Raw genomic sequence first — 26,185 nt, 5'->3', positions numbered from 1 at the left:
CAGTGGTTTATGACGTGGCGGGAGCTGCCTGTGCGTTTGACAAAAGAGCGAGCAGCGTTGCGGGCAAGCGGCCTGGCTTTAGCGTCTTGTCGCTAACCCATCCCACTTTAATGGTGGCGCTGCACAGCAGATGCTGATCCAGCCAGGCAGACTGTGCCAGCACCATGCTGGCCTTGCCACAGGTTACGAGCTGTGTGTCCACCGTCAAGGCATCGTCCAGGCGGCAGGGTTGATGGTAACGCACAGAGGTTTCGCTCACCACGAACATACCGTCTTGGTCTTGCTTGATCTGAGCCTGTTGCAGGCCCAAGGTTCTCAACCATTCGGTGCGTGCACGCTCAAAAAACTTGAGGTAGTTGGCATAAAACACAATGCCCCCGGCGTCTGTGTCTTCCCAGTACACACGTACTGGCCACTGGTGGTGTGCGGCGCGTTTGGGTGCGGTGGCAGACACTACAACACCTGTTCCAAGCGTGCCACAGCCGTTTGCAGTTGGGCCATGCTGCTGGCAGTCGAAAAGCGAATGAAGTTGTGGTTTTGAGCACCGCCAAAGTCCAGCCCAGGTGTGGCGGCAATGCCTGCGCGCTTCATCAACTCAAATGCAAAGGCCCAGCTGCCACCCGGTTGGTGGGCCGTACCGGGTGCAATACCCCATTTGTCACAGGCCGCTTGGCAGTTGGCGTAGGCGTAAAACGCGCCGTCCGGCATGACGGGCACGTGAAGCCCCAAGCGGTTGAGTTCTGGTATGAAGTAGTCACGTCTGGCTTTAAAGGCGGCCCGTCGGCGCTCGAACTCGGCCAAGGTGTCGGGCTCAAAGCAGGCCAGGGCGGCGTATTGGCTGATGGTGCTGGCACAAATAAACAAGTGCTGCGCCAAACGCTCTACAACCGGTACCAGGGCAGGCGGCAGCACCAGCCAGCCCAAGCGCCAACCTGTCATGTTGAAGTACTTGGAAAAGCTGTTCACGCTGATGATGTCGTCGCCTAAACCGTCTTCCAGGCCCAGGGCGCTGTGGCTAAAGGCGTCGTCAAAGTTCAGCCCAAGATAGATTTCGTCAACAATGGTGAAGCCGCCTTTGGCGCGCACGGTTTGCGCCAATCGCGTGAGTTCCTCCCTGGCAATGGATGTGCCAGTGGGGTTGCTGGGCGATGCCAGCAATACACCGCGTGTGTTGTCGCCCCAAGCGTTGCTGACTTGTTCGGCACTTAATTGAAAGCGTTGTTGCGGGGTAGTGGGCAGCAACACGGCTTGGCCGTTGGCCGCAGCCACAAAGTTGCGGTTGCACGGGTAGCTGGGGTCTGGCATGAGCACCTCGTCGCCGGGGTTAACCAGTGCCAGGCAGGCCAGCTGCAAAGCGGCTGATGCGCCAGCCGTGACCGCTATGCGTGAGGGGTCAATGTGCAGGCCAAAGCGCTGCAGGTACCACTTGCTAATGGCTTCGCGCAGTGGTGCAATACCCAGCGCTTGGGTGTAACTGGTCAGACCACTGGCCATAGCCTGCGTGGCCGCCGCCTGCACGGCGGGTGGTGCCAGGAAGTCGGGCTCTCCTATGTTTAAAAACACCATGGGCTGATCTGTGCCCGCGGCCTGAGCTGCCATGGCCTGTGCCGCTTTGGCCACTTCCATCACCATGAAAGGCTTGATGCGCTCAGCGCGCTGCGATATGCGCATTAAAAGGCCTTTGTTGTTTACTGGCTAGCAGCGTCGTTGGTTTCGTGCGGGCGCAGTTGTTGGCCCAGCGGATGTATCACGCCGTTGACAAACTTGTGGCCGTCTGTGCCGCCAAAAGACTTGGTCAGTTCAATGCATTCATTGATGACAACACGAAGCGGCACATCAAGACACTGCTTGAGCTCGAAGGTGCCAATGAGCAAAATGCCACGCTCAATAGGGGACACTTGGGCGACTTCGCGGTCTAGGTGCGGCGTCATGAGGGCTTCCAGCTCCGCTTGGTCTTCTATGCAGCCGGTGAGCAGGGCGTCAAAGTGCACCGCATCAGCTTTGTGAAAACCGGTCAGGTCGCGCGTAAAGGCGTCAATATGTGCCACTGGGTTGTGGCCAACCAGGTGCTGGTACAGGGCCTGCACTGCAAATTCGCGGGCGCGTGTGCGGCCAGACTTGTCAGAGGCTTTGCGCATGGCCGCCTTGGGTTTGTTGGCGGTGCGGTCGGTGGGGGCTTGATCAGTCATGGCTTATCCAAAAAGAGCAGTGTGAACGAGGCAGCTGGCCAGCGAGTGGCCGCTACACATTGTGACTGGGTAGAATTATCGCAGGTCGTCTAGCAGTTTGGCCATTTCAACGGCGACGGTTGCCGCGTCTCGACCTTTGTCTGTTTGCCTGGCCACAGCCTGGGCCATGTTTTCAGTGGTGAGTATGGCGTTGGCAATCGGGATTTCGTTGTCTAAAGACACACGGGTCACACCCGCGCCAGACTCATTGGCCACCAGTTCGAAGTGGTAGGTTTCACCGCGCACAATGCAGCCCAGCGCCACCAGCGCGTCAAAGTCGTCAGACACGGCCATGGCTTGCAGCGCCAAGGGCACCTCCAGGGCGCCAGCAACTGTGACGTGTTTGATGTTTTTATCTTGCACGCCCAAGACCTTTAGTTGGTCTAGACAGGCTGCCGCTAACGCGTTGGTGATGTCTTCATTGAAGCGGGCTTGCACAATGCCAATGCGCACTTTGCGTCCGTCTAGTGTGGGGGTAGTGCCCTGGTTTGCGCCAAACATGATGTGAGCTTTCCTTGCAGTGGTCTTTTACTTGTTGTCAATAAAGCCATGTACGTCTAGCCCGTAGCCAGCCAGGCTGGGCATGCGCCTGGGCGAGCCCATCAGGCGCATGTTGGACACGCCACATTCGCGTAATATCTGCGCGCCCACGCCGTAGGTGCGCAGGTCAACACGACCAGCGCCTGGCCCATGGCTGGCTTGGGCTGTGCCTTGAAACTGGTCTAGCAGTTCGGCGCTTGTCTCACCAGCATTGAGCAATACAGCCACACCCCGCCCTTGCTGTTGCAAGTAGGCCAGGCTGGCGTTGAGTGGCCAGCTGTGCATGCGCCCGTTGAGCTCTAAGGCGTCCAGCACCGACAAGGGCTCATGCACGCGCACGGGTATGACGTCTGTTTGCTCCCACTCGCCAATGACCAGCGCCAAGTGCATGTTGCCAGAGGCCAGGTCTTTGAACGCATGCGCTGTAAATGCACCGTGGGTGGTTTGCAATTGGCGTGAGCCTAAGCGCTCTACCAAAGACTCGTGTGAGCTGCGGTATTCGATGAGATCGGCAATGGTGCCAATTTTGAGGTTGTGCTGGGCTGCAAAAACCTGCAAGTCGGGCAGACGTGCCATGGAGCCGTCGTCGTTCATGATTTCGCAAATCACGCTGGACGGTGAGCAGCCCGCCATGGCGGCCAGGTCGCAGCCGGCCTCTGTGTGGCCAGCACGCATCAACACGCCGCCATCTACTGCCTGCAGCGGAAACACGTGGCCTGGCTGCACCAGGTCTGTCGGCGCACTGTCGCCAGATACAGCCACTTGCACGGTGCGCGCACGGTCAGCGGCTGAAATGCCAGTGGTCACACCTGTGGCAGCCTCAATGCTGACGGTAAAAGCGGTGGCGAACTGTGTGCCGTTGCTGCTGGCCATGGGTGGCAGCTTTAAAAACTGGCAACGTTCTTTGGTCAGGGTGAGGCAAATGAGACCACGCCCAAACTTGGCCATGAAATTGATGGCCTCTGGCGTCACGTGGTCTGCCGCCATGACCAGGTCGCCCTCGTTTTCTCGGTCTTCCTCGTCTACCAATACCACCATACGCCCAGCCTTGAGCTCGGCAACAATGTCTTGTACGGGGGAAATAGCAACGGGTTGGACCATGAGATACCTAGGGGAAAAAATATGCAATACCCGCCATTATCTCAGGCCTTATGGGCCTGTGGGGTAACGCGCATGACTAACCCCCAGGGCCTGGGCGCAAGCTATGGCCTTTATGCTGCTGGAGCCGGCGCCTTGCTGAGCATGCGCTCACAGTAGCGGGCAATCAGGTCTATCTCCAGGTTGACCTGTACGCTGGCCTTCAGTTCGCCCAAGGCCGTGTTTGCAATGGTGTGCGGTATGAGGTTGATGTCTATGATGCAGCCGTCCTGGTTGTCCAGCACGTTATTCACCGTAAGGCTCACGCCGTTGACGGTGATAGAGCCCTTGTGGGCTAAAAATTTGGCCAAGGCTTGCGGTATTTGAATTTGCAACAGCCAGCTCTCGCCTACGATGTCAAAACGCCTGACCTGACCTATGCCGTCTACGTGGCCAGACACAATGTGCCCGCCCAAGCGGTCGTGAGCGCGCAGCGCTTTTTCAAGATTGATGGTGCCGGTGGCATCCAGGCCGCTGGTTTTGCTGAGCGACTCTACCGATATGTCTATGGTGAACAGGTCAGCGGTGGCGTCAAAGCTGGTCACTGTCATGCAAGCACCATTCAGGGCAATGCTGTCGCCCAGGCCCACGTCGTCCAGATAGCCTGGCGGCGTGCTGATGTGCAGGCGCTTGCCATGGGCGTTTGTGTTGCCCAAGTCTTCAATGCGGGTGATGTGGCCAACGCCAGTGATGATGCCTGTAAACATAGTTAGTTGAATTGCTGGTTAAAAATCTGGTCGTTTAAAAACGCGTCTGCACCGCCTACAACAGCTTGCAGCCTCAGGTCCGAGCCGACCATGGTGGGGCTGGCAAAGTCCATTTCAATGGCGTCGGACAGGCTATCCAGTGGACCAAACCCCGACAAGCCAAAGCCTTGACCCAATAGCTTGGGTGCAACATACAACAGCAGCTCGTCCACCAGACCTTCGCGCAGCAACGAGCCATTGAGTGCAGAGCCAGCCTCTACGTGCACTTCATTCACGCCTTTGTTGGCCAAGTCGCCGAACATGGCGGTTAAGTCCACCTTGCCTGCCGCGTTGCGCATGGTGCACAGCTCGGCGCCTGCGTGGGTGAGGGCGGCTTGTGTGTCGGCGTGTGCAGCGCCACTGTGGTAAAGCCACACGGCACGCGCTGGTGTGCTGGCGGGCAGCAGTTTGGCGCTAAGCGGTGTTTGCAGTCGGCTGTCCACCACCACCAAGTGCGGTTGGCGCTCAACGTCCAGGCCTCGTACGTTGAGCTGCGGGTCGTCAGACAGCACGGTGCCAGCACCTGTGAGCACTGCGCAGGCCCTGGCTCTAAAGGCGTGTCCGTCGGCGCGCGCTTGTGCGCTGGTAATCCATTGGCTTTGGCCGTTGGGCAGTGCCGTAATGCCGTCAACCGACGCCGCCATTTTGAGGCGCACCCATGGCTTGTTGCGCAGCATGCGGCTGAAAAAGCCAATGTTTAACCATTGCGATTCGCGTGCCAGCAAGCCGTGGCTCACCTCAATGCCAGCAGCGCGCATGCAGGCCATGCCTTGGCCGGCGACTTGTGGGTTGGGGTCTAGCGCGGCGATGACAACGCGCTTGATACCTGCCGCAATGAGGGCATCACAGCAAGGCGGCGTGCGGCCTGTGTGGGCACAAGGCTCTAGTGTTACGAAAGCTGTGGCGCCGGCCACAGTCACATGTTGTTGTGCGGCAGAGGCCAGCGCCATGACTTCGGCATGGGCGCTGCCCGCTGCCTGTGTGTAGCCGCTACCCAGTACTTGACCGCTGGCCGTGGTGATCACGCAGCCCACACGTGGGTTGGGGTTGGACAGCCACAACGCCTGCTGCGCCAGCGACAACGCCAGCTGCATGGCATGGGCGTCATCACGCACTTGCTGCGGCATGGCTGGGGCGGCGCCCGGCGCACCAATGCTGGCTAGGGTAGCTGGGTGTAGTGGCAAGTCGGTGGCATGGGCGGACATGGCGCACAGCATACCAGTGCGAGCCTTTAAGGAGATTGCCACCACAACGTCCACATGGTGTCTCTGCCCATGTTGGAGGCTGCGGGCACCCACACCATCACTTGCCAGGCGAGTTGCTCGCTGTTGTGTTGCTCGAAAGGCCTTATCCAATAGCGGGCGTGGCGCAAGGGGTGGTCCGGTGGCAAGTGGCTGCTGGTATTGACCTCAAGGCTTGCCGCACTGGCTAGCATGGCATTGCGGTGTAGCGCAGATGTCCACCACTGCTGTGGCCAGCCATCAGAAAGGCTTGAGATTGACAAACCCAGGCACAGGCCGGGTTCAAGCTGAGGCAAACAGGGCGTAGCGTTGGGTGGCGCAGGGGGCGCCATGCGGGCGCGCAAGACCGTTAGTTGTGCAGGCGTTCGCGGCAGTTGTGTATGGTGCCGTATGGCTTCAATGGCGGCCATATAGGCCGACTGCGCGGCATGTTGCCTGTGCAAGTGGCTGCGTTCGCTGGCAAGCGTATCAGCCTCTATGTCCAGGCGCTGCGCCAAGGCCAGCATGACTGCAGCTGTGGCGCTGATCAGCACCAGCGCTGTCAAGGTGGCAAACCCGTTTGCCTGGTGTGTTGCGGGCGTCATGGCGTAGGTGCCCACGCCACAGCGTGGTGGCCAACAGTGCTGCCGCAGCTGGCGTCGGTGATGCTGAGGCTGAGGCAGCTGGCGTGGCCCAGCACAGTTGCACCAGATGGATTGGGCTGTGCACTGGCCTGCACTTGTATGCCTTGCGGTGTGGCGACAAACCATAGCAATGACAGGCGCTGAATGCCATCGGCCACGGGCTGGCCACCCGATCGGTCTGCCACACTGCAGCGCAAGCTGTTGGCGCTGACGTAAAACACACTTTGCAAAAAACCTTGTCGGGTGGCGTGCCTGTCTAAGCAGTCTGCTGCAAACGGCGAGCTGGCAGGCGTTGTAGCCAGCGTTAGCTGCATGCCGTTTGCTCTGGCGCTGGGCAGTGTGGCGGCTTGCAGTTGAACAATGCCTGGCGCCGTTTGGGTGGCGGTGTATTGCCCGGCGTGAATGGCAATGCTTTGTATGCGTCTGTAGGCTTGGCGTGCAGCCGTTTGCTGGTCCAGCGCCTGGCTGAGTTGGGCTTGTTCACGTAGCACGACTTGTAACAAGCTGTTTGCTACCAGCAACACCAGTAAACCTATGCTCATGCCCACCATGAGCGCCATCAAGCTTGCGCCTTGTTGTGTACGGACAAATGAGGGTATCGCCGTCATAGCCACAGCACTTCGCAGTCGTATTGTGCTGGGCAGATAGACTGCCACTTGTAACTGCCACTGCCCACTTGCGGCCAGGCCAACAGCAAGCGCAAACGCTGACCCTGTACCTCAATACCCAGTTGTGCACCGGGCAGGGCGTCGTAGGCTGCCGCTGTCCAAGTCGCCAGCACCCATTGGGCAAACGTCTGGGCGTTACAGATGCTTGTCTGGCAACTGTTTAATGCTTGGCCAGTTGCGATGGTGATTGCTTGCAAGCGCTGGCCATACCGTTGCTGGGCAGACGCATAGCCAAAGCGGGACGTGTGTATGCGAATGCGCTGCGCCAAATCATCAAGCAGCGCCATGGCGTTTGCGCGGTGTCGCTGTTGTTGAGCCTGTTGAACACGCTGCGCCAGCAGTTGCTGCACACTCCACACGCTCATACTCACCAGGCTGAGCGCCAGCAAGGCGTCCAGCATGGTCAGGCCGCGCTGGCTACGAGGCGGCGCAGCCCTTGCCATCTCGTAGGCTGTCGCTGCGGATACGCCCACTGATTGCGACCACCAGTTTGCGGGCGTAGTTCACCCATTGTGCGTTGGTATCTGGGCAAAACTGCAGGCTTTGCATGGGCGATACAACCCCGCTGGGCGCAACGCGCAGCTGCTCGTTGCGCACGTTGTTGGCGATCACCACACCCTTTATGCCGCTGACGTGGCGCAGCAACGCGTCGTTGACGTCGACCTGGTTGTTGTGGTTCACGTCGGACACCACCACCCAGCCGCATCGCCATGCCGAGTTCGGTGTGGCGCTGACAGCTGGCGGCACAAGTATGTCCGACAAGTTGGCACTGCTGGCAGGCACGCAGCCAGCTGGGGCAATGATGACGGTTTGACCAAGGCGCAACGCCTGTGATTTGGCCAGGACAATGCTGTCGCGCATGCTGTTGGCTGCTGCATTGATGCGCTGCTGGGTGCGCATGTGCACCAATGTTGGTACGGCCACGCTGGCCAGTACTGCCACCACGCCCAGGCTGATCAACAGCTCTAACAGGGTGAAACCCCACGCAGCGTGTGCGCGTGAGTACGTTGGGACATGCTTGCAAGACATGCCTCATATTGTATTTTTATTTACTCATTTAAACGCAGTAAACGCCTTAAAAGTAAATAATTCAGGTTATTTTCTGACCTCATCTACCAAGGCCGTGAAGTCGTCCACGTCTTCAAAGTTACGGTACACACTGGCAAAACGCACATAGGCAACCTTGTCCAGCTTCTTGAGTTCACGCATGACCAGCGCGCCGATTTTGTCGGATGCAATCTCGCGCACGCCAAGGCCTAGCAGCTTTTCTTCAATGCGCTCAATGGCTGCGGCGATGATGTCGGCGCTAACAGGGCGCTTGCGTACCGCCAAGGCAAAAGAGCCTTGCAACTTGTTACGGGTGAACTCTACGCGGCGGCCATCCTTTTTGATCACAGCCGGAAAGTTGACTTCCGGGCGCTCGTAGGTGGTGAAGCGTTTGTCGCAGGCATTGCAACGCCTGCGCCTGCGAATCAGTGCCGCGTCTTCGCCAATGCGGGTCTCGACCACTTGCGTGTCGAGGTTGGCGCAAAACGGGCACTTCATCGCTTGGCTGTTACCTGCGCTTTAGGCGCTGTACACAGGGAAGCGCGCTGTCAGCGCATTCACACGCGCTTTCACGCTGTCAATGTTGGCTTGGTCGTGTGGGTTGTCCAGCGCATCGGCAATGAGGTTGGCGGTTTCAATGGCCTCGGCCTCACCAAAACCACGCGTGGTAATGGCTGGGGTTCCCACGCGAATACCGCTGGTGACCATAGGCTTTTGCGGGTCATTGGGAATGGCGTTTTTGTTCACAGTGATGTGCGCCGCCCCCAAAATGGCCTCAGCTTCTTTGCCCGTTAAGCCCTTGCTTTGCAGGTCTACCAGCATGACGTGGCTTTCGGTGCGTCCGCTCACAATGCGCAAACCACGCTTGGTCAGGGCTTGAGCCATGGCGACAGCGTTTTTGGCCACTTGCGCTTGGTAGGTTTTGAACTCTGGCTGCAAAGCCTCCTTGAAGGCTACCGCTTTGGCTGCGATCACGTGCATCAGTGGGCCGCCCTGTAAGCCTGGAAAGATGGCGCTGTTAATGGCTTTTTCGTGCTCTGCCTTCATGAGTATGATGCCGCCGCGTGGGCCGCGCAAGCTTTTGTGGGTGGTGGATGTCACCACGTCCGCGTGCGGCACAGGGTTGGGGTACACACCGGCTGCGATCAAGCCTGCGTAGTGGGCCATGTCCACCATAAAAATAGCACCCACGTCTTTGGCAACTTTGGCAAAGCGCTCAAAATCAATGCGCAAGCTGTAGGCAGACGCGCCTGCAATGATGAGCTTGGGCTTGGTCTCGTGGGCTTTGCGCTCCATCTCGTCGTAGTCCAGCTCTTCCTGGGCGTTGAGACCGTAGCTCACCACGTTAAACCATTTGCCGCTGATGTTCAGTGGCATGCCGTGTGTGAGGTGACCACCTTCGGCCAGGCTCATGCCCATGATGGTGTCACCTGGCTTCAGGAAGGCTAAAAACACAGCCTCGTTGGCGGATGCGCCGCAGTGCGGTTGTACGTTGGCTGCATCGGCGCCAAAAATCTGCTTGACGCGCTCAATGGCCAAGCGCTCGGCCACGTCTACGTGCTCACAGCCGCCGTAGTAGCGTTTGCCTGGGTAGCCTTCGGCGTACTTATTGGTAAGTTGTGTGCCTTGTGCCTGCATCACAGCAGGCGAGGCGTAGTTTTCGCTGGCGATCAGCTCGATGTGTTGTTCTTGACGCAGGTTTTCTGCTTGGATGGCTGCGAATAATTCGGGGTCGGTTTGTGCAATGAGTTGCTGTCGGTCAAACATGGTTCATTTCTTTAAAGGGAGGTTGACCCAGGCGTACGGCTTGACACGGCTGCCCTGCGTAATACGGTTGGGCTGACGTGGTGCGCTCCCTCGTGGTGGTCCACGTTGCCAGCCCTGTTGGGGCGTGGCTTATCGCCAGTTACGCACCAGCGCATTTTACTGTACAGACGTTTGCTGCTGGGCCACTAGGGTTGTTGCGCGGCTGACGGTTGACGCGCCGGGGATGGTGCCAACGCTGCCAAGCGGCGTGGCCGGGATTTCAGCGGGTGCTGGCTGAGTCAGGTTGAGGGTTAGCGAGCGTTTATAGGTAGGCAGCTCGAATGGCGCCAGCACCTTGTGCATGCGCTCGTAAACGCGTAAGACCTTCTTGACGTAGAAGCTGCCGTCTACAGTCACAGCGCCCACGTAGTAGCCCAGTCCACCCTCCACCGAGCCGCCAGCGCGGCGAATGCACTCTTGCAACACCATGGCGCCTACGCGCAAATTGGCAACCGGGTCAAAAGCGGCCATGGTGCCGCCAAATGCTTCGAATTTGTCAACGTGTACGCGTGTTAGCACTTGCATCAGGCCTTGTGCACCCACTGGGCTTTGCGCAAAGGGGTTAAAGCGCGACTCAACGGCCATGATGGCCAGCAACAGGGCCGGGTCAATGTCCATGCGCTCGCCAATGTCGTGCGCCTCGGCCACCAAAACGGCCAGTGGCTCGGTGGCCACACGGTATTGGCGACTAATCCAGCGTGTGAGCACAGCCTGGTGTTCGGGTAAGTCTGACAACATGGCCACACTGGCGCGCTCGGCGGCGGTGGGCTCTGCAGGCAGGGTTTGTGTCTCAATGAGGCGGGTTTCTTGTCGGCTTTGCAAGTAGTCCAGCAGTTGTTCTTCGGCGGGCTCTCGCACTGCGTCCTGGCTGGAAAACAGCAGCACCAGGCACACAATACCAACGCCTGCCATGGCCAAGCCGCTATGGGTCACGCGCCACAGCCAGTTGGCCGCGCCAGCACCCACCACGCCTGCGTTGGTGCTTGGTGTGGTTGTAGTGGCAGCGGCGGCAGCGGTTGGGTCGTTAGATGACATTCGGTTGGTGGTCTGTTCGGTCTTGACGACCATGGCCAAGCCCAGCAAGAGGGTTTGGCGCAGACACTTTGTGTAGGGACTTTGATTGTAGAAAGCACCAAATGAATGTCAATGATAAGCGGCTTGTTTTTAATAGATATTTTCTTATATAAAAGAAAAATACCAAACCCATCCAATGACTTAGCGGCGATACCGCTTTTGAATTCAATGTGGGTTTAAACCCTGTGGATCTGTGGTTATATCGCCACGTTTGCTACAGCTCAATGCGCCTTGGTGTGCCAGCCACAAAGCCATTGGCCGGTGCGCGTTCAAGACGCAGCACCTGGGCCCTTTTGGGGTGTGACACTGCAGACGCTGTTGCCACCGGCTCGCAGTCCCAGTCGCTCAGCACGCTTCGCCTGACACCGCCAGCCATCAGGTGGTCCAGGCCTGTGTGCGTGTGTCCATGAATGACGTGGCTGGCCTCTACGGCAGCGGCGCTGGCCAATAAAGCGTGTTCATTGACGTCTGGCAACACGCTTAAAGTGCGCATGCGTTGGCTGCTTTGTTGACGCATATTGGCGGCTATGGCCATGCGGCTTGCCAAGCTTTGGCTTAGAAACTCGAGTTGCCAAGCGGGTGTGCGCACCTGGCTGCGAAAGGCCTGGTAGTCATGGTCGTCTGTGCACCAGTGGTCACCGTGGGCCAGCAAATAGCGCGTGCCGTGCCAATCAAGCGTGGTTTCTTCGTCCAGCGGCAACACCCCACTGGCTTTGAAAAAGCTGGGGCCAAGCAAAAAGTCGCGGTTGCCCACGATCATGTAGATGGGGAAGCGCCGACTGGCCGCCAACAGCTCCGCGGTGCAATGCTGCCAAAACAGGGCGTTGTCCTGATCTGTCTGGCTTAGCGTGTTGCTGGCGTTGGGGCTTAGGACATCGTCGCCAACCCATACTTCAAAGAAGTCGCCCAATATAAACAGCGCGTCGCAGCTGGCCTGGGCCAAGTAATGGTGCCAAGCCAGTGCCGTATGTTGTGTGCTGGCCTGCAAATGCAGGTCAGATACAAGGTCAACGCGCTGCCAAGCGCTGGGGGCTGTGATGGTGTTCATAACGCTGCTCACCCGTGCCGCTTGGCAGATTTGCAGGGCTTAAAGCGCAACGGCCTTTTCGACCAGCAAGTCGGTTTTAGGCACGTCGTCGTGAAAGCCGCTGCGACCAGTGGCAACGCCCTTCATGGTGTCCACAATTTCGGTACCTGAGATCACTTTGCCAAACACGGCATAGCCCCAGCCCTGCATGCTGGGCGCGGTGTGGTTCAAAAAATCGTTGTCTGCAACGTTGATGAAAAATTGTGCGCTGGCTGAGTGCGGGTCTTGTGTGCGCGCCATGGCCAAGGTGTACTTGTTGTTTTTCAAGCCGTTGTTGGCTTCGTTGCGTATAGGTTCATCGCTGTCTTTTTGCTTCATGCCTGGGGCAAAGCCGCCGCCTTGAACCATGAAGTTGTCGATAACGCGGTGAAAAATAGTGCCGTCGTAATGGCCTTTGTTCACGTATGACAGGAAATTCTCTGTGCTCAGTGGCGCATTGTCCTGATCAAGTTCAATGGTGATGACGCCGTGGTCTGCAATGTGCAGTTCGACTTGGGGATTGGCCATGGTGTTATTGCTCCAAAGTGGCGGTTTGAATCACGACGGGCGACTTGGGCACGTCGGACGGAAAAGGGCCTGCTGCGCCAGTGGCAACAGACTTGATGGCATTCACAACGTCCATGCCTTTCACAACGCGGCCAAAGGCCACGTAACCGTAGCCTTGCATGGTGGCGGCGCGGTAGTCCAGAAAGGCGTTGTCGGCCACGTTGATGAAAAACTGCGCGGTGGCAGAGTGGGGGTCTTGCGTGCGTGCCATGGCAATGGTGCCTACGGTGTTACGCGGACCGCCGTTTGCCAGGGCGTTGGCGCCTTCGTGTGCAATGGCTTGACGCGTTGGCTTTTGCTGGAGTTGCGGCGTAAAGCCACCGCCTTGAATCATGAAGTTGCCAATAACGCGGTGGAATACGGTGCCGTCATAGTGCTTGTCTTGGACGTACTGCACAAAGTTGGCCACTGTTGCCGGTGCCGCCTTGGCGTCCAGCTCTAACACGATGGTGCCTAGGTTGGTGTTCAGGCGCACGCGTGGCTTGTCTGTTGCGGCTTGTGCCGCAACATGGGTCAGACCAAAACTGGCAGCCGCAGCCAGTGCCGCAATGGTGGTAAAGGCGCGGCGGCTAAAGCTGCGTGCGAGTTTGTTGTTCATGCGTTACCCTCGTAAAAAATGCGCCAAGTGTCACCCTCCAGGCGCCAGTACTGGCGCTTTTTGAGGCCGCGTTGGCCGGCTTGTGTTTGGTCTGTGTAATTCATCACCATGATCTGGTCTTGGTCCTGCCAGCTCAAAGCGGTGATGTCTGTCAGTGTGGCGTCTGGCCCAGTCTCGCCTTTGATGGTTGGCCACCAATGGCTTAAGCCTTTGCCGCGGCGAAAGAAGCTGTCGCTGTACATGTCGCGCAGCGCGGCAAAATCTTGCGCGCGGCGAGCGGCTTGCCAACGGCCAAAGCTGTCCGAAAAACCAGAGGCTTGTGGCGCGGCGCTGCTGGCATTTGCCTTGTCTGCGGCTGAAGCTACCAATATGGCGCTTGGCGCCAGGTTGAGCGGCTGGGCCGCGCGGCTTGCATCCACCCAGTCAAGTGACTTGGCGATCACAACCGGTGTGGCCTTGATGTTCGCGTCGTCAAGCAAGCGCTGGATATCCGGGTTTGACAGCACCACGCAACCCTCAGACGCCTGTGGTGCGCGTACATACTGGGCCGAGGGCGTGCCATGCAACCAGATTCCGCTACCTGTCTTGCGGCGCAAGATGTCCAGTGCATTGGGGTAATTCAGTGGCAGCGCGCCCTTGCCGTACAGGTCTGGGAGTTGCTCACCTGGCAAGATGCCGGTGATGAAGTAAACGCCCAAAGGCGTGCGGTTGTCGCCTTCAATGAATTTGTCTACGCCTGCTTTGCCAACTGACATATAGGTGTCTTTGACCAACACCATGTTGGCAGGCTCGTTGGCAGCTGCAATATTCTTGAACCAGTACAAGCGCGAACGGGAACTGTCAATTGCAATGGCGTTGCGCGTGGAAGGTGGCAGTGCCACAAAGTTGCTGGGTAAGGTACCAGGGCTTGGTACCTCGGTGAGTGCTTGCAAGCGCAGCTCTGACTCGCGTACCAAGGTTGCCAGTTGTTTGGCTTGCGCGCTGTTATTGGGCGCTATGTTGTTCAAGTCGAAGCGTTGGTTGGCGCTGACCGACAACAGGTCTGCGTACAACAACTGTGCCAATTGGAAGTTGGGGTAGTCCAGGTTGAGCTGGCGCGCCTGACGCAAGGCATCAGCGCGTGCGCCGCTTCGCAGCAGCTGGTACACACTGATCAGCCGCTCTTCAGCGCTAAGCTGCAACGCAGTGTCGCTTGAGCTTGGGGCTGTGGACGAGCCGTCTATGGACAACTCCCAGGCGGGTGGCTTTGCAGCAGTGCTTGTTGGCTTGACGCTGGCCAACACAGCACTGACGCCGGCCCTGGCGCCATCCGGGGCGCCACCCCAGCCCATAACAACGGCCACGCCCATCAAGCCCGCCGCCAGCCACCACCACAGCTGTTGCTTGAACTTGGCCACAGACAGGCGCGGCGCTGGCTTGTCGTCTTGTGGCGCCGTAGCAGCCATGCGCGGGGCTTGCATTAAGGTCATGGGTTTGGCCTCTTAGCGCACGGATTCTTTAACAATGAGCCAACGTCCGCCCTCTAAGGCCAGAGTCAGGCGCTTGTTGCTGGAGCCGTTAAAAGTGTCTGACGCGTAGTCTTGTTGAAAGTCTGCAGTGGCCTTTGCGCTGTTGACAGTGACCTTGAGGTTTCTGATGTCAACACTGATGCGCTTTCGCGGCAGTATCCGGTCCTTGCGCTGTTGCTGCCACTCAGACAAAGACAGGCGTCCTGAGTCAAAGTTGTTGCTGTAGGCCCCAAGTAGCCGTCAATATCGCGCTTAGACCATGCGCTGGCCCAAGCCATGACGCTTTTTTCAACGTTGTTGGCCAGTTGGTCTGCGTTTGGCTGCTCGGGTGCAGCGGGTTTGGCTTCAGCGGTGGCCTGGGGTGCGGCCTGGGGCTTGGCATCAGGTGTGGGCTGAGCTTGGGGCGCTGGCTTTTTCTCGGGTTTGGCCGTTGCAACCAGCACCGCGTCTTTGGCTTTGGCCCCAGACGTTAAATTACCCAGCAGGGTCATTTGTGGCGATTGGGGTGTATTGGCGGCGTCTACTTGCAAGGCTTTGCCGTAGTTTTGTTTGGCCATCGCGGCGTACAAATCGGCCATGTTTTTATGAGCCGCTGCGTAAGAGGGGTTGGTCAACATGGCGCGCTCAAAAGCTGACTTGGCTTTTTCCAGGTCGCCCCTGGCGGCGTACAACACGCCTAGGTTGTTATGAGGCTCTGGCAGCTCTGGGTATCGCTCAGCCATGCCTTCGAACACGGCAATGGCTGCGCGCGTGTCACCCATTTGGGCGTTGATGACGCCTTCAAAAAACATCAGCTGCACATCTTTGGGGTGCTCAGACTTGGCTTTTTTCAGCAACGCCAAGGCGCGTTCGGGCTCGCCCGTGGACAGTGCTTGTTTGATGGCGTTGTAGCTGTCAGCCGCTAAAGCGCTGGCGCCTGCAAAGCCAAGGCTTGCTGCCAAGGCTGCCATGGCCAGATGGCGCTTTGATTGCGCAACGCAACGGATTGCGCTTTGGATAACAGACAAACGGGCGGAAACAGTGCGCAAATGGCTAAAAGTCATAGTGGGCTGACTACAGTGGTAAGTTGTCGGGGTAGGCTGGCGCGCTTTTTTCTAGCGCTGTTGCAAACTTGAGCTATTGTAGCCAGTCGCGCCTTGTTTGTTGGGCTAAGTCCTTGTCCGCACTGGTGTTTCGCACTTGTGTTGCCAGCGCTGGCACACTCACCAGCCCTTGGCCTTTAGAATTCTGGGCTGTCTCGCGTTTGGCACTTGCCGCTTTATGACTCTATCTATCTACAACACCTTGCAGCGCGACGTCGTTGCCTTCACACCTTTAACGCCTGGCCAAGTGCGCTTGTATGTGTGCGGCATGACTGTGTACGACCTGTGCCATTTGGGCCACGCCCGCGTCATGGTGGCGTTTGATGTGGTGCAGCGCTGGCTAAAGGCCAGCGGCTTGGAGGTGACTTATGTGCGCAACATCACCGACATTGACGACAAAATCATCCAGCGCGCCCTGGACAACGGTGAAACCATTAGCCAGCTCACCAACCGCATGATTGCCGAAATGCACGCTGACGCGGATGCGCTTGGCATTGAGCGGCCCACGCATGAGCCACGCGCCACCGACTACATCCCGCAGATGTTGACCATGATTGAAAGCCTGCAAGGCAAAGGCTTGGCTTACCAAGCTGGCAACGGCGACGTGAACTACGCCGTGCGCGGTTTTGCCAACTACGGCACATTAAGCGGCAAATCGGTAGATGAGCTGCGCGCTGGCGAGCGAGTCGCGGTGGCTGGTGGCAAGCAAGACCCCCTGGACTTTGTGTTGTGGAAGTCTGCCAAGCCGCAAGAGCCAGCAGATGCAAAGTGGGACAGCTCCTACGGGCAGGGCAGGCCAGGGTGGCACATTGAGTGCTCGGCCATGAGCTGCGCCTTGTTGGGCGAGCAGTTTGATATTCACGGCGGCGGCGCTGATTTGCAGTTTCCACACCACGAAAACGAAATTGCTCAAACCGAGGGCGTCACCGGCAAAACCATGGCTCAGGTGTGGATGCACAACGGCTTTGTGCGTGTGGACAACGAAAAAATGTCCAAGAGCTTGGGCAACTTCTTCACCATCCGGGAAGTGCTCAAATCGTTTGATGCCGAGACGGTGCGCTTTTTCATTATCAGAGCCCACTACCGCAGTCCACTGAACTACAGCGACGCGCACTTGGCAGACGCCAAAGGCGCACTCAAGCGTTTGTACACGGCGTTGGCCAACGTGGACTTGTCGGCCATTGCCGCCACGCCTGCGCAAGCCATAGACTGGGCAGCCAACCACTACACGCAAGCCTTCAAGGCCGCCATGGACGACGACTTTGGAACGCCAGGCGCCGTGGCTGTGTTGTTTGACCTGGCGGGCGAGGTTAACCGCACGGGCTCTGCCGAGTCGGCGGCCTTGTTGCGCGACCTCGGCGGCGTATTGGGTTTGCTGCAAAGCGAGCCTACGGAGTTTTTGCAAGGTGGCGAGACAGCAGCCAACCCAGCGCTGGATATTGACGCCCTCATTGCCCAGCGCGCTGCGGCCAAAGCTGCGAAAGACTTTGCTGGTGCCGACAAAATCAGGGCTGACCTGTTGGCCAATGGCATTGTGCTGAAAGACAGCCCGCAAGGCACCACGTGGGAGCGTGCGTGAGTCAGGCTTTGGCAAGCGCCCCAGCACTGGCACAGCCTGAGTACTGGGCGCAGGCGTGCGAGCACATCATGCGAAAAGACCGCGTGATGCGCCGGTTGGTGCCCCAGTTTCCCAATGTCAGTCTGGAGACGCGCGGAGACGCCTTTGTAACCTTGGCGCGCAGCGTCGTAGGGCAGCAAATCTCTGTAAAGGCCGCGCAATCAGTGTGGGACAAGTTCGCCGCACTCATGAAGACTGTCAAGCCGCAAGCCGTACTCAAGCTGGCGGTTGACGACATGCGCGGCGCCGGCCTGAGCGGGCGAAAGGTTGAGTACATCAAGGATTTGGCCACCTACTTTCACGAAGGCCGCGTGCACGTCAAGCAGTGGGGCGAGATGAGTGACGAGGCCATCATCACCGAGCTGATTGCCATTCGTGGCATTGGGCGCTGGACGGCTGAGATGTTTTTAATGTTTCACCTGATGCGCCCCGATGTATTGCCCCTGGACGACGTGGGTCTGCTAAACGGTGTGAGCAAGCTCTACTTCTCTGGCGAAAAAGTCAGCCGCAGCGAAGTGCGAGACCTGGCAAGGGCCTGGTCCCCTTACAGCAGCGTGGCAACTTGGTATATTTGGCGCTCGCTAGACCCGGTGCCTGTGACTTACTAAAGAGCCACTGGTCCTCAAGCTTGGCCCACTGGGCAGCCACAAACAAAACTGATTCCTTTAGGGGGAAATCCATGAGCAAACGACATTTCCTAGACTTTGAGCAGCCCATTGCCGAGCTGGAAAAAAAGGTAGACGAGCTGCGCTATGTGCAAACAGAGTCGGCAGTCGATATTTCGCAAGAGATTGAGCAAATCTCGAAAAAGAGCCAACAACTCACCAAAGACATTTACGCCAGCCTCACGCCTTGGCAGGTCACCAAAATTGCGCGCCACCCAGAGCGGCCCTACACGCTGGACTACATCAACGGTGTGTTTACGCATTTTGTAGAGCTGCACGGCGACCGTCACTTTGCAGACGACCAAAGCATTGTGGGCGGCATGGCGCGCTTTAACGGCCTGCCATGTGTGGTGCTGGGCCACCAAAAAGGGCGAGACACCAAAGAGCGCACGAGGCGCAACTTTGGCATGACCAAGCCAGAGGGTTACCGCAAGGCCTTGCGCCTCATGAAGCTGGCTGAAAAGTTCAAAATTCCGGTGTTCACCTTTGTTGACACGCCAGGTGCTTACCCGGGTATTGATGCCGAGGAGCGTGGCCAAAGTGAAGCCATTGGCCGCAATATCTTTGAAATGGCGCAGCTTGAGGTGCCCATTATTTCCACCATCATCGGAGAGGGTGGCTCTGGCGGGGCGTTGGCCATTTCTGTGGGTGACCAGGTGTTGATGCTGCAATATGCGGTGTACTCCGTCATCAGCCCTGAGGGCTGTGCCTCCATTTTGTGGAAAACCGGCGACAAAGCCGAAGTGGCCGCCGAGGCCTTGGGCATTACGGCCCATCGACTAAAAGGTTTGGGCCTGGTCGACAAAATTGTCAACGAGCCTTTGGGCGGCGCCCACCGTGATCACGCAGCCATGATTGGCGGGCTTAAAAAGTCACTGGCAGATGCGCTGCGCATGGTGTCAGACCTCAAGCCCAAGGAGTTGGTAGAGCGTCGCTACGAGCGCCTCAACAGCTACGGTCGTTTTACCGATACGGCCGCGTAACGACTGCAAGCCAGCCAGTAGCGTGAGCAGCACAGCGGCCAACCCCTGCGCGTCGCCGCTTGCGCAGTGGGTGGCAGCCAGCGCCGCAACGCTGCCCAGCTCAGGCCTGTTAGGCGTGGCCTACAGCGGCGGTGCAGACTCAACCGCCTTGCTGCTGGCGGCCAAAGCTTGTTTGGGCCAGCGTTTGGTGGCGCTACACGTTAACCACGGCTTGCAAGATGCGGCCAGTGCGTTTGAGGCACACGCCAAAGCGTTTTGCCACACGCACAACATTGCGATTCGTGTGGCACAGCGACAAGTTGTGGTGCAAACAGGTCAAAGCCTTGAAGAGCAGGCCCGATTAGCCCGCTACCAAGCGTTGTCCGAGCTGGCGCAACAGCCGCAAAGCTGCACCGTGGTGTTGTTGGCCCAGCACGCTCAAGACCAGCTTGAAACCATACTGATTGCCTTGAGCCGTGGCGCCGGTTTGCCCGGCTTAAGCGCTATGGCCAGTGACTTTGAGCGCCATGGCCAACGCTTTGCCAGGCCCATTCTTGGTGTGCAAGCCCAAGCCATACGAGACTGGCTGTGTGCCAATGAGCACGCATTTGTAAACGACCCCAGCAACGCAGACATGTCACTGACGCGCAACCGCGTTCGTGCGCACGTGTTGCCCGCGTTGGAGCAAGCGTTGCCCGGTGTGGCCCAGGCTGCGCTGCGCAGTGCGCAACATGCTGCGCAGGCGCACAGCGCATTGCAAGCGCAGGCTCAGCAAGACGCACAACTCACGGGCTTGCCCCCCAGCATAAAAGCGCTGCAAACCTTGCTGGCACGCAGCGAGGCCGCAGGTATCAATGTGCTGCGCTACTGGCTGGCACAAACGCCAGGGGCCACACCCAGTACGGTGCAGCAGCTGCACCAACTGGTGTCTCAAGTAAAGGCGTGCACCACACGTGGTCACAGCATTCATTTAAAGGTGGGCGCTGGTCATGTGCGCCGTGTGGGTGATGTATTGGCGTATGCGCCTCCTATAATCTAGGGTTTGCCAAACCGCCGCAGGCATTTGCAAGCGCAGCACTGGCTACAAATCGTTTACCAACCCGCATGGGCGCATTGTTTTGTGCGCCAACCAACCTATGGCTTTAATTGTTCACAAGTACGGTGGGACCTCTATGGGGTCTACCGAGCGCATCAGCAACGTTGCAAAGCGCGTTGCCAAATGGCATCGCGCTGGCCACCAAATGATTGTGGTGCCCTCAGCCATGAGTGGTGAGACCAACCGCTTGCTGGGGCTGGCCAAAGAGCTGGCGCCCGCAAAACCCAGCCTGGCTTACGACCGTGAGCTGGACATGCTGGCCTCTACGGGCGAGCAAGTGTCTGTTGGCTTGTTAGCCATTGCCTTGCAGGCACAAGGCATAGACGCCATCAGCTTTGCGGGCTGGCAAGTGCCCATCAAAACCAGCAGCACACACACGAAGGCGCGCATTGAGTCCATAGACGACACACGTGTGCGCAGCGAGCTGGGCAAAGGCAAAGTGGTGATCATCACCGGCTTTCAAGGGGTTGACGCCAGCAACGACATCACCACGCTTGGGCGCGGTGGTTCAGACACCTCAGCTGTAGCGGTGGCCGCAGCGATGAAGGCTGACGAATGCTTGATTTACACCGACGTAGACGGTGTGTACACCACAGACCCACGCGTGGTGCAAGACGCACGCCGTTTGTCTCGCATCAGCTTTGAAGAAATGCTGGAGATGGCAAGCCTGGGCTCCAAGGTACTGCAAATTAGGTCGGTGGAGTTTGCTGGCAAATACAAGGTACCCATGCGTGTGCTGTCAAGCTTTACGCCGTGGGATATAGACATCAATGAAGAAGCCAAGTCTGGCACTTTGATTACTTTTGAGGACAACGACGCTATGGAACAAGCCGCCGTATCAGGTATCGCATTCAACCGCGACGAAGCCAAAATTTCTTTGCTGGGCGTGTCAGACACACCGGGCATTGCCTACAAAATTTTGGGCAGCGTGGCCGAGGCCAACATCGACGTTGACATGATCATTCAAAACCTGAGCACAGACGGACGCACCGACTTTAGCTTTACGGTGCACCGCAATGACTACGCCAGAGCCATGGACTTGCTCAAAGACAAAGTGGCTACCGAGCTGGGCGCGCAAGAGGTAACCGGCGACGCCAAAATTTGTAAAGTGAGCGTGGTGGGTATTGGCATGCGCAGCCACGCAGGCGTGGCCAGCAAAATGTTTCGCAGCCTGAGCGAAGAGGGCATCAACATCCAAATGATCTCTACCTCTGAAATCAAAGTGTCTGTGGTGATAGACGAAAAATACATGGAGCTGGCCGTGCGTGCCTTGCATCGTGTGTTTGATTTGGACCACGACGCCAACGCTGACGCCATAGAGTAAACATTGCCCGGGCAGGCCTCAAAAGAGGCTTGAAGTCGTGGCATAATATAAAGGTCCGGAGCGATGACCGAGTGGCCGAAGGTGCTCCCCTGCTAAGGGAGTATGGGGTGTAGAGCCTCATCGAGGGTTCGAATCCCTCTCACTCCGCCAAAACAAGTCCTGCCAACCCGTTCCGTTGGGTTGTCAGGCGCAAAAAGCCTCGCATATGCGAGGCTTTTTGCTGTGTGCTCTACGCGTGCCAAGTGCTCTCACTGCACCTGCAGCGAGCTCAACCCAGGCTTGCTGCTGACTGAAACCCGTGAGCGGTGGATGTTACGCCGTGCCGAATAGATAGCAGTAGCTTAGGCCTTCACCGGGTTGGACAGTGTGCCAATGCCTTCAACGGTTACGGTGCACAAGTCGCCGTCTTTCATAAACAGTGGTGGCTTGCGGCCTATGCCCACGCCTGCGGGTGTGCCGGTGACGATGACGTCGCCTGCTTTAAGCGTCATAAAGCTGCTGCAAATGGCAATGATTTGTGCAACTGGGAATATCAAGTCATTGGTGTTGCCGCTTTGTACGACTTTGCCATTGAGGTGAGTGGTGAGGTTGATGCCTACGCAGCCAGGCGGCAGCGCATCGGCGGTCACGAAGTAGGGGCCAAATGCGCCTGTGGCGTCAAAGTTTTTGCCAGCTGTCCATTGGGGTGACTTGAATTGGTAGTCGCGAATGGAGGCGTCATTAAATATGGAGTAGCCGGCCACGTGCTGTAAGGCGTTGGCCTCGGTGATGTCTTTGCCGCCAGTGCCAATGATGGCTACCAGCTCGCCTTCAAAGTCCAGCTGGTCTGACAGGGCGGGCTTGATGATGTTGGCTTGGTGACCTATGAGTGTGGAGTTGTAGCGCGCAAAAAGCGTTGGGAAGGTGGGTGGCTCAAAGCCAGTCTCGGCTGCGTGGTCGCGGTAGTTGAGGCCCACACAAATAATTTTTTCGGGTGCTGGCACGGGTGGCAAGTAGGTGATGCTGGCCTCGTCAATGACGTTGCCGTTGGCCAGTGTTTGGGCTGCGGCGTTGAGCGCGTCAGAGCCTTGCTCAATAAGATGTTGCAAGATGCCGGGGTAGTGGGCGTGGTTGTCCAGAAGGCCTTTGAAGCCGCTGGCTGTTTCAATGGCCAAGCCGGTTTGTTGCGATGGATTTTGGAAGGCTAAAAATTTCATGGCGGCGTTTGTTGATGGGGTTTAAAACGTGTTGCGGCTATGGCTCTAGGCCTTGGTGCCAGGTAGGCGCAGCAAGCCACTGGACAGGCTGATACCCACCAAAATGACAGCCGCGCACAGCAGCATGGGTATGGTGAGCGATTCGCCCAAAAAGGTCACACCGTAAAACACGGCAAACACGGGGACTGCATAGGTGACGGTGAGGGCTTTGCTGGCACCTGCCAGCTCTATGATGCGGAAGAACAAGATGTAGGCCATGCCTGTGCACACCACGCCAATAATGAGTAGTGATGCAACAGTGCCAGGGTTCATGCCGTGGTCTGGCCAAAAGTACAGCGCAAAAGGCGCCAAAAACAAGGTGGCGCCTATTTGGCTGCCGGTGGCCGACACCAGGGCCGGCACCCCTGAGAAATATTGCTTGGTGTAACTGGCCGACAGGCCATAGCACAGCGGTGCCAGCAAGCACACCAGCATGCCTACAAGTTGCCCTGCCAAATCGCCAGGTGGTGCTGACTGTGCGTTTTGCAGCGCGAGCAAACTCACGCCTGTAAAGCCCAGTGCCAAGCCCACGGTGCGGCTGAGGCTGGGTTTGTCTTTGAGCCAAAGCCATGCAATGACCGCACCAAACAAAGCCGTTGATGCATTCACTATGGCCCCGGTGCTGGTGGATATGGTGAGCAAGGCGTAAGCGTAGGCCGCAAATGGTATGCCTGAGTTGAAAACACCCAGCAACATGGCTTTTTTCCAGTGCGTCCCCATGGCCTTGGTTTGACGCTTCCACAGCAGCAAAGGCAACAAGAAGGCGGTGGCAACCGCCACGCGGCTAAAGGCAGTGGGCAGTGCACCAATGTCTTGTGCTGCGATTTTGGTGAACATAAACGACGAGCCCCACACCGCGCTGAGCATCAACAGGTCTACCCACCAAGGGCGCTGGTTGAGCCTGTTCAGCCAAGTGGTGGCTGGCCTGCCTGATGCAGTGGCGTTGTCGTCAGTCAAAGTAGTGCTCCAAGCGCAGCAGCGCCGTTTTGTTGTGCAGGCCACCGGCATAGCCAGTCAGCGCCCCACTGGTGCCCACCACGCGGTGGCAGGGCACGATGATAGAAATCGGGTTGCGCCCAACAGCTGCGCCTACAGCACGCGGGGCACTGCCAAGCTGCGCCGCGAGTTGTCCGTAGGTGGTGGTGACGCCAAATGGCACTTGCAACAAGGCTTGCCACACACGCTGTGCAAAGGCTGAGCCGGTGGCCAAGTGTAGAGGCAAGTCAAAGCGTTGCAAGTCGCCCAAGGCATAGGCGTTGAGCTGAGCCGCCACGTCGCGCCACAGCGCTTTGTGCTGCCCGTCGTCTTGCGGCACCTGGCTCAAATCTGGGGTGTGCTTTTGCTGCTCAAACCACAAGCCTGACAAACCCTCGTTGCATACAGCCGCCAGCATGGGGCCATAGGGTGAGGCGATTACCGTTTGTGCTTGGTGCCCTAGCGTGCTGGTTAAAAGGTTTGTGGTGGTGGCTGGTGGTTGCTCAAACATGGGATTGCCTCGGTTGTAGGGGCAGGGCGCGCTGGGACAAGGTCCCAAGCACACTATTGTGCGCTTTTGTTGTGATACGCCAGGTTATCGCCCGGCCGTCGACTTCATACAATGTGAACTTTATAAACATCTGCCACAGCAGTTGGCCAGCCCCATGACTTATTCCCCATCTTGCTTTAAGGCCTACGACATTCGTGGCACTGTGCCCGAGCAACTCACGCCCGCGTTTGCCTACGACTTGGGTTTGGCGTTTGGCGCGCAAGCGGTGGCGCTAGGTGAGTCTGTAGTGGCCGTGGGCAGAGACGGCCGCTTGAGCGGGCCTGCCTTGTCTGAGGCCTTGTGCAAAGGTTTGGCCGCGGCTGGCGTGAGCGTGATTGACATAGGTATGGCCACCACGCCCATGTTGTACTTTGCCGCGCACACGCTGTGCACCAGTGGCATTCAAATCACGGGCAGCCACAACCCCAAACATTACAACGGTTTCAAAATGGTATTGGCTGGCGCCGCCATTTATGGCGAGCAAATAACGGCACTACGTGAAGCCATGAACAGCGGCGTAGCGCCTGCGGCCCAGGCTGGCCACATCAGCGCGCAAGACGTGACAAAAGCCTACACCGAGCGCATTGTGGGTGACGCCAAGCTGGCCCGCCCCATGAAGGTGGTGGTCGACAGCGGCAACGGCATTGCGGGTGCTTCGGCACCAGCCATTTTGCGCAGCTTGGGCTGCGAGGTGCTGGAGTTGTTCAGTGAGGTAGACGGCAACTTCCCCAACCACCACCCAGACCCCAGCAAACCAGAAAACCTGCGTGACCTGGTGGCAGCGCTACAAAACAGCGACGCTGAAGTTGGTTTGGCGTTTGATGGCGATGGCGACCGCCTTGGCGTGGTGACCAAAGAGGGCAACACCATTTACCCCGACCGCCAAATGGTGTTGTTTGCGCGCGATGTGCTGTCACGCGTGCCAGGCGGTGCCATTGTGTTTGACGTCAAGTGCAGCCAGCGCTTGGCCCCTGAAATTGAGGCCGCGGGCGGGCAAGCCGTGATGTTTAAAACCGGTCACTCATTGGTTAAAGCGCACATGAAGCAACTCAACAGCCCACTGGGCGGCGAGATGAGTGGCCACATCTTTTTTAAAGAGCGCTGGTTTGGGTTTGACGACGGCACCTATGCGGCTGCCCGCTTGCTGGAAATCTTGAGCCAAAGCGCCGACCCCAGTGCCGTGCTCAATGCCTTGCCTGCCAGTGTGTCAACGCCTGAGCTCAATGTGGACTGCGCAGGAATGGATGCGCACGCCTTGGTGGCGCAACTGGTGCAACGGGCACAGGCTGATGCCGAGGGTATTGCAAGCGCTGCAAGCTTGTGCACCATTGACGGCTTGCGTGCAGACTGGCCAGACGGCTTTGGTTTGATACGTGCATCCAACACCACGCCTGTGTTGGTGTTGCGTTTTGAGGGCCACACCGAGCAAGCGCTGGCGCGTATTCAACAGTTGTTTATGAATTTGCTTCAAACCTTAATGCCCGGTGCTGCCGTGCAACAGGCGGCGCATTGATATGAGTGCGAATAGCGTTACAAATATGGGGGCTGTACACGCCGACCCAGAGGTGATTGTTTTTAACCTCAAAAAGCGCTACACCGGCGTGTCGGCCACTGTGAACGCTTTGGTGCCGCTGCAGTTGCAACAGTGGGCAATGGCTTATTGCGGCACGCCGCTGTCAAACGGCATTGAGGGTATGACGCTAAAGCAGGCGATAAGGCTGTCAAAGCGTCCACCGGCTGGACGTTCGTTTCGCATTTGGCACGTTCGCCGCGACCACGAAATGATGGCAGGCCTGTGGGCGCGCGATGTGTTGCGCTTGCCCATTCAG

General features: G+C 58.0%; 28 protein-coding genes and 1 tRNA gene. 7 read left to right on the top strand and 22 right to left on the bottom strand.

What is annotated here, in order from left to right; genetic code table 11:
• Positions 1-7: 7 nt before the first annotated feature.
• The 19 genes from ybgC to LN050_04725 all read right to left on the bottom strand — a co-directional run bounded on the left by ybgC (position 8) and on the right by LN050_04725 (position 15,799).
• Positions 8-454, bottom strand: a complete 447-nt coding sequence (gene ybgC, locus LN050_04815) for a tol-pal system-associated acyl-CoA thioesterase (GenBank protein ID UFS57138.1) — start codon at positions 452-454, stop codon at positions 8-10.
• A complete protein-coding gene (locus tag LN050_04810) occupies positions 454-1,671 on the bottom strand; it encodes a pyridoxal phosphate-dependent aminotransferase (protein ID UFS57137.1) in 1,218 nt (405 codons plus the stop codon). The genes ybgC and LN050_04810 overlap by 1 nt, the downstream gene beginning before the upstream one ends.
• Positions 1,672-1,688: 17 nt before the next feature.
• Positions 1,689-2,189, bottom strand: a complete 501-nt coding sequence (gene nusB / locus LN050_04805) for a transcription antitermination factor NusB (protein ID UFS57136.1) — start codon at positions 2,187-2,189, stop codon at positions 1,689-1,691.
• 75 nt (positions 2,190-2,264) lie between these two features.
• Entirely contained in the window at positions 2,265-2,729 is a 465-nt protein-coding gene (ribH, locus tag LN050_04800) for a 6,7-dimethyl-8-ribityllumazine synthase (GenBank protein ID UFS57135.1), read from the bottom strand.
• 27 nt (positions 2,730-2,756) lie between these two features.
• Positions 2,757-3,869, bottom strand: a complete 1,113-nt coding sequence (gene ribB, locus LN050_04795) for a 3,4-dihydroxy-2-butanone-4-phosphate synthase (protein UFS57134.1) — start codon at positions 3,867-3,869, stop codon at positions 2,757-2,759.
• Positions 3,870-3,979: 110 nt separating this feature from the next.
• Positions 3,980-4,612, bottom strand: coding sequence for a riboflavin synthase (locus tag LN050_04790; protein UFS57133.1), 633 nt, complete (start codon positions 4,610-4,612; stop codon positions 3,980-3,982).
• 2 nt (positions 4,613-4,614) lie between these two features.
• Entirely contained in the window at positions 4,615-5,778 is a 1,164-nt protein-coding gene (gene ribD / locus LN050_04785; GenBank protein UFS57323.1) for a bifunctional diaminohydroxyphosphoribosylaminopyrimidine deaminase/5-amino-6-(5-phosphoribosylamino)uracil reductase RibD, read from the bottom strand.
• Between the two features lie 104 nt (positions 5,779-5,882).
• Positions 5,883-6,476, bottom strand: coding sequence for a hypothetical protein (locus tag LN050_04780; GenBank protein UFS57132.1), 594 nt, complete (start codon positions 6,474-6,476; stop codon positions 5,883-5,885).
• Positions 6,473-7,123, bottom strand: coding sequence for a hypothetical protein (locus LN050_04775; GenBank protein ID UFS57131.1), 651 nt, complete (start codon positions 7,121-7,123; stop codon positions 6,473-6,475). The genes LN050_04780 and LN050_04775 overlap by 4 nt, the downstream gene beginning before the upstream one ends.
• A complete protein-coding gene (locus tag LN050_04770) occupies positions 7,120-7,584 on the bottom strand; it encodes a hypothetical protein (protein ID UFS57130.1) in 465 nt (154 codons plus the stop codon). The genes LN050_04775 and LN050_04770 overlap by 4 nt, the downstream gene beginning before the upstream one ends.
• Positions 7,585-7,600: 16 nt before the next feature.
• Positions 7,601-8,212, bottom strand: coding sequence for a GspH/FimT family pseudopilin (locus LN050_04765; GenBank protein ID UFS57129.1), 612 nt, complete (start codon positions 8,210-8,212; stop codon positions 7,601-7,603).
• 66 nt (positions 8,213-8,278) lie between these two features.
• The gene (gene nrdR / locus LN050_04760) at positions 8,279-8,728 is read right to left on the bottom strand and encodes a transcriptional regulator NrdR (protein UFS57128.1); all 450 of its coding nucleotides are present in this window, start codon (positions 8,726-8,728) and stop codon (positions 8,279-8,281) included.
• A gap of 21 nt (positions 8,729-8,749) precedes the next feature.
• A complete protein-coding gene (locus tag LN050_04755; GenBank protein UFS57127.1) occupies positions 8,750-9,997 on the bottom strand; it encodes a serine hydroxymethyltransferase in 1,248 nt (415 codons plus the stop codon).
• A gap of 156 nt (positions 9,998-10,153) precedes the next feature.
• Positions 10,154-11,071, bottom strand: coding sequence for a lytic transglycosylase domain-containing protein (locus tag LN050_04750; protein UFS57126.1), 918 nt, complete (start codon positions 11,069-11,071; stop codon positions 10,154-10,156).
• A gap of 253 nt (positions 11,072-11,324) precedes the next feature.
• Complete coding sequence (locus LN050_04745) at positions 11,325-12,158, bottom strand: UDP-2,3-diacylglucosamine diphosphatase (protein UFS57125.1); 834 nt, start codon at positions 12,156-12,158, stop codon at positions 11,325-11,327.
• A 39-nt stretch (positions 12,159-12,197) separates the two neighbouring features.
• Entirely contained in the window at positions 12,198-12,704 is a 507-nt protein-coding gene (locus LN050_04740) for a peptidyl-prolyl cis-trans isomerase (GenBank protein UFS57124.1), read from the bottom strand.
• Between the two features lie 4 nt (positions 12,705-12,708).
• Positions 12,709-13,341, bottom strand: coding sequence for a peptidylprolyl isomerase (locus LN050_04735; GenBank protein UFS57123.1), 633 nt, complete (start codon positions 13,339-13,341; stop codon positions 12,709-12,711).
• The gene (locus LN050_04730; protein ID UFS57122.1) at positions 13,338-14,810 is read right to left on the bottom strand and encodes a L,D-transpeptidase; all 1,473 of its coding nucleotides are present in this window, start codon (positions 14,808-14,810) and stop codon (positions 13,338-13,340) included. The genes LN050_04735 and LN050_04730 overlap by 4 nt, the downstream gene beginning before the upstream one ends.
• Before the next feature lie 65 nt (positions 14,811-14,875).
• Complete coding sequence (locus LN050_04725; protein UFS57121.1) at positions 14,876-15,799, bottom strand: tetratricopeptide repeat protein; 924 nt, start codon at positions 15,797-15,799, stop codon at positions 14,876-14,878.
• Between the two features lie 310 nt (positions 15,800-16,109).
• Here LN050_04725 and cysS point away from each other — a divergent pair, with 310 nt between their 5' ends.
• From cysS to LN050_04695, 6 genes are all read left to right on the top strand, one after another.
• Entirely contained in the window at positions 16,110-17,510 is a 1,401-nt protein-coding gene (gene cysS, locus LN050_04720; GenBank protein ID UFS57120.1) for a cysteine--tRNA ligase, read from the top strand.
• Between the two features lie 68 nt (positions 17,511-17,578).
• Complete coding sequence (locus LN050_04715) at positions 17,579-18,157, top strand: DNA-3-methyladenine glycosylase 2 family protein (GenBank protein ID UFS57322.1); 579 nt, start codon at positions 17,579-17,581, stop codon at positions 18,155-18,157.
• A 71-nt stretch (positions 18,158-18,228) separates the two neighbouring features.
• Positions 18,229-19,197, top strand: a complete 969-nt coding sequence (locus LN050_04710; GenBank protein UFS57119.1) for an acetyl-CoA carboxylase carboxyltransferase subunit alpha — start codon at positions 18,229-18,231, stop codon at positions 19,195-19,197.
• 22 nt (positions 19,198-19,219) lie between these two features.
• Positions 19,220-20,215 carry a tRNA lysidine(34) synthetase TilS gene (gene tilS, locus LN050_04705; GenBank protein ID UFS57118.1) on the top strand — a complete coding sequence of 332 codons (996 nt, stop codon included), beginning with the start codon at positions 19,220-19,222 and terminating at the stop codon, positions 20,213-20,215.
• A gap of 97 nt (positions 20,216-20,312) precedes the next feature.
• Positions 20,313-21,596 (top strand): aspartate kinase, encoded by a 1,284-nt coding sequence (locus tag LN050_04700; GenBank protein ID UFS57117.1) that lies wholly within the window; start codon positions 20,313-20,315, stop codon positions 21,594-21,596.
• Between the two features lie 57 nt (positions 21,597-21,653).
• Positions 21,654-21,746: transfer RNA gene (locus LN050_04695), tRNA-Ser, on the top strand.
• Between the two features lie 191 nt (positions 21,747-21,937).
• Here LN050_04695 and LN050_04690 read toward each other — a convergent pair.
• From LN050_04690 to LN050_04680, 3 genes are read right to left on the bottom strand one after another with little or no spacing between them, the layout of a single operon-like run.
• Positions 21,938-22,792, bottom strand: a complete 855-nt coding sequence (locus LN050_04690) for a fumarylacetoacetate hydrolase family protein (GenBank protein ID UFS57116.1) — start codon at positions 22,790-22,792, stop codon at positions 21,938-21,940.
• Positions 22,793-22,837: 45 nt separating this feature from the next.
• Positions 22,838-23,788 (bottom strand): DMT family transporter, encoded by a 951-nt coding sequence (locus LN050_04685; protein ID UFS57115.1) that lies wholly within the window; start codon positions 23,786-23,788, stop codon positions 22,838-22,840.
• Positions 23,781-24,224 carry a methylated-DNA--[protein]-cysteine S-methyltransferase gene (locus tag LN050_04680; GenBank protein UFS57321.1) on the bottom strand — a complete coding sequence of 148 codons (444 nt, stop codon included), beginning with the start codon at positions 24,222-24,224 and terminating at the stop codon, positions 23,781-23,783. Before LN050_04680 ends, LN050_04685 begins: the two co-directional genes overlap by 8 nt.
• 247 nt (positions 24,225-24,471) lie before the next feature.
• On the opposite strand from LN050_04680, the gene LN050_04675 reads away from it, so the two are divergent.
• Positions 24,472-25,869 (top strand): phosphomannomutase/phosphoglucomutase, encoded by a 1,398-nt coding sequence (locus LN050_04675; GenBank protein UFS57114.1) that lies wholly within the window; start codon positions 24,472-24,474, stop codon positions 25,867-25,869.
• The last annotated feature ends 316 nt before the right edge of the window (positions 25,870-26,185 follow it).

It is taken from the genome of Comamonadaceae bacterium M7527 (assembly GCA_021044545.1).
Lineage (GTDB): Bacteria > Pseudomonadota > Gammaproteobacteria > Burkholderiales > Burkholderiaceae_C > RS62.
This window is presented reverse-complemented; position numbering and strand designations above follow the sequence as displayed.